Origin of the sequence: Pseudomonas rossensis, from assembly GCF_039888995.1 — a bacterium.
In the GTDB taxonomy this organism is placed as follows: domain Bacteria; phylum Pseudomonadota; class Gammaproteobacteria; order Pseudomonadales; family Pseudomonadaceae; genus Aquipseudomonas; species Aquipseudomonas rossensis.
Window position 1 is genome coordinate 1 of record NZ_JBBWCB010000356.1, and the last position, 299, is coordinate 299.

The 299-nt window shown below is 63.2% G+C and carries 1 protein-coding gene; it reads left to right on the forward strand.

Going from position 1 to position 299, the window contains the following annotated elements; translation table 11 throughout:
• Positions 1–106: 106 nt before the first annotated feature.
• The coding region (locus WLY71_RS30860) for a hypothetical protein (protein WP_347806602.1) at positions 107–299 on the forward strand (193 nt) is incomplete at its 3' end.

Consider the following 299-nt stretch of genomic DNA (forward strand, 5'->3'; position numbering starts at 1 on the left):
GGTCAATACGGCCATTACGCAACACGGACTCCACACAAGCACGCGCGCGGCCATTAACCACGCCTTCAACTTGGCTCTGCAGGGGCCTTCCGGTCGGGTCCAACTGATGCCAGCGTGGCCCGAACACCAAGCCGTGATGGCGCAACTGCCCACACCCCTTTCCCGGGAGCAGCGCAATCGGATTTCACGATTTCTGTGTCACCTCGAGCAGCAGGATCTGCGCTGGTCAACGCTGGCGCCTGCTGCGGGCGAAGTGCGCCCAGCAGCCTTGGAGGCGGCGGTCAATACGGCCATTACGC